The sequence below is a fragment of the Streptomyces sp. UH6 genome, assembly GCF_013421635.1.
Taxonomy (GTDB): domain Bacteria; phylum Actinomycetota; class Actinomycetes; order Streptomycetales; family Streptomycetaceae; genus Streptomyces; species Streptomyces abyssomicinicus.
In genome coordinates this window covers 1-1,901 of record NZ_JACADT010001057.1, presented here as the reverse complement: position 1 = coordinate 1,901, position 1,901 = coordinate 1, and the positions used below count along the sequence as shown (strand labels likewise).

Genomic DNA, 1,901 nt, shown 5'->3' with positions numbered 1-1,901 from the left:
GGTGCCGGCGAGGCCGGTCCGGGAGCCGCAGGGGCCCCGCCCGGAACGGGCGGGCGCCCTGCCGTGAACTCTCCTGGGCGGTCTCCTTCCGGCCTGGTGGGTGGTGTCCTGTGCCTGGTGCGGTGGTGCATCCGTAGCGTGCTCTTCAGTTGTGGTGGTGCGCTCCCGGCTCCCCTCCGGAGAGGAGCGCTGCCGTGTCTCACGGCCGTGGACGCCAACCGTCCTATTCCTCGGCCATGTTGGGTGAGTTGGCGACCAACTCTTCTGTAGTTGTATCCATCTTGCTCGTCCGCTTAACCACCTTTCTGTGAACTCCCCATATTTGGCGTGAAGTTGTAGGCTTGGCGTGTCAGACGACGGGCGAGGTGACCGTCGCGGCGAGCACCACCGCCCCGGCGGAGCTGCACGTCGGGCTGTGGGCCTTGTGGCCGACGGTCAGGAGCAGCAGGCCGACGAGTCCGGCCGTGCCGTACTTCATCTCGACGTACCGCTCGAGTGCCGCGACGGTGAGTGCGGCGGCGAGGGCGGCAAGGGCGGGCACGGGTGCCTCCAGGGGGTGTCGGGTCTCAGGGTGTCCGGTGCGTGGTTCTCTCCCGGTGGTGGACGTGCGGCCAACTCGGTCCAACTTTGCCAAGCGTCCAAGTTGGTTGAAGTTATGTCCAGTTGGTGGTTCGTGAAACCAACCTCCGTAATCTGCACGGAAGTTGTACCGTTTGGTCGTGACTCAGGAGAGCGTGGCGGTGACTGGCAACAGGAGACTCTCGTCCCATGAGATCGCCGAGGTGCTGCGCGACCGGATCCAGGCGGGGGAGCTCAAGGCGGGTGACCGTCTGCCCACCCAGGCCGAGCTCGCGGTGGAGTTCGGCGTGGAGCGCGGTGCCGTGCGTCAGGCGCTGCGCACCTTGCAGGAGCTCGGGCTGCTGACCAATGTGAGCAAGGGCAGCCCGCCGCGGATCGCGGAGCGGCGTCCCCCGTCGGGCGAGCCGCGCTCGGCCATGGTGGGGCTGGCGCCCCGGCTGGTGCAGGCGTTCCAGGAGCCGGCGGTGCGGATCGACGCGGTCTGCCTGACGGCCGAGACGCTGATGCTGGCGCTCGCCGAGCCGCTGCGGATGGTCCACGAGGGCCGGGTCCGGCCGGAATCCATCGACGTGCGGATCCTGGTGCCCTCCCGGAACATCAACCTGGCCTTCCCGGTCCCGGTCGAGGGGCGCCGCAAGCGCGCCGACGGCGACCTCGAGCCGCCCGACCCGGTCCACGAGTGGTGGCTGGCCCAGCGCAACGCCCAGGGCCACGTCCTGCGCCACAACCTGCGGATGCTGCGGCACTCGCACGGTGTGGACGTCCGGGTGACCTTCCGGGCGCTGCCGTTCACCCCGCCGGTGAAGCTCTACCTGCTCAACGGCTCCGAGGCGCTGATGGCCTACTACATGATCACGCGGCGCGAGGAGACGGTCGGCGAGAGCGAGGCCGTGGAGGTCTTCGACGGGATGAGCGCGGAGTCCCTGCTCTTCTCCTTCGAGCGCGCCGGGGCCTCGCGGGACGCGGCGTTCGTGGAACAGTCGCAGAAGTGGTTCGACGCCCTCTGGGAAACCATCACCAGCGACCTGACACTGTCGTGATGGCCCCTCATGTGATGACCGCCGAGGCGGACCGCCTCGTCTCCCGCGCCCGTGTCGTGCTCCTGGCCCTCGACGGCCCCCTCTGCCGGCTCTACCCGCCGGGTGGGGAGGAGCTGCGTCAGCTCGCCGACGACCTGGTCCAGCTGGTCGCCCGGCTCGGTGGACCCGACGACGCCGGGCGGCTCCCGGTCGCCCCACGGGCCGGTCTCGATCCCTACGCGGTGCTGGCCGCGGTGGCCGAAGGACCGGACACGGCCCTCGCCGCCGCCGTGCGCGAGCGGG

Annotated in this window: 2 protein-coding genes and 1 pseudogene; 2 read left to right on the top strand and 1 reads right to left on the bottom strand. The window is 70.0% G+C overall.

Annotation, left to right across the window (positions count from 1 at the left end; all coding sequences use genetic code 11):
* Positions 1–349: 349 nt before the first annotated feature.
* The gene (locus tag HW445_RS29145) at positions 350–541 is read right to left on the bottom strand and encodes a hypothetical protein (protein ID WP_180223830.1); all 192 of its coding nucleotides are present in this window, start codon (positions 539–541) and stop codon (positions 350–352) included.
* A 172-nt stretch (positions 542–713) separates the two neighbouring features.
* Between HW445_RS29145 and HW445_RS29140 the strand changes: the two genes are divergently transcribed.
* Both HW445_RS29140 and HW445_RS29135 read left to right on the top strand, forming a co-directional pair.
* Positions 714–1,619, top strand: a complete 906-nt coding sequence (locus HW445_RS29140; RefSeq protein ID WP_180223829.1) for a GntR family transcriptional regulator — start codon at positions 714–716, stop codon at positions 1,617–1,619.
* Positions 1,619–1,901: pseudogene (locus HW445_RS29135) on the top strand (hypothetical protein); the annotation flags it as partial. The gene HW445_RS29140 and the pseudogene HW445_RS29135, both read left to right, overlap by 1 nt.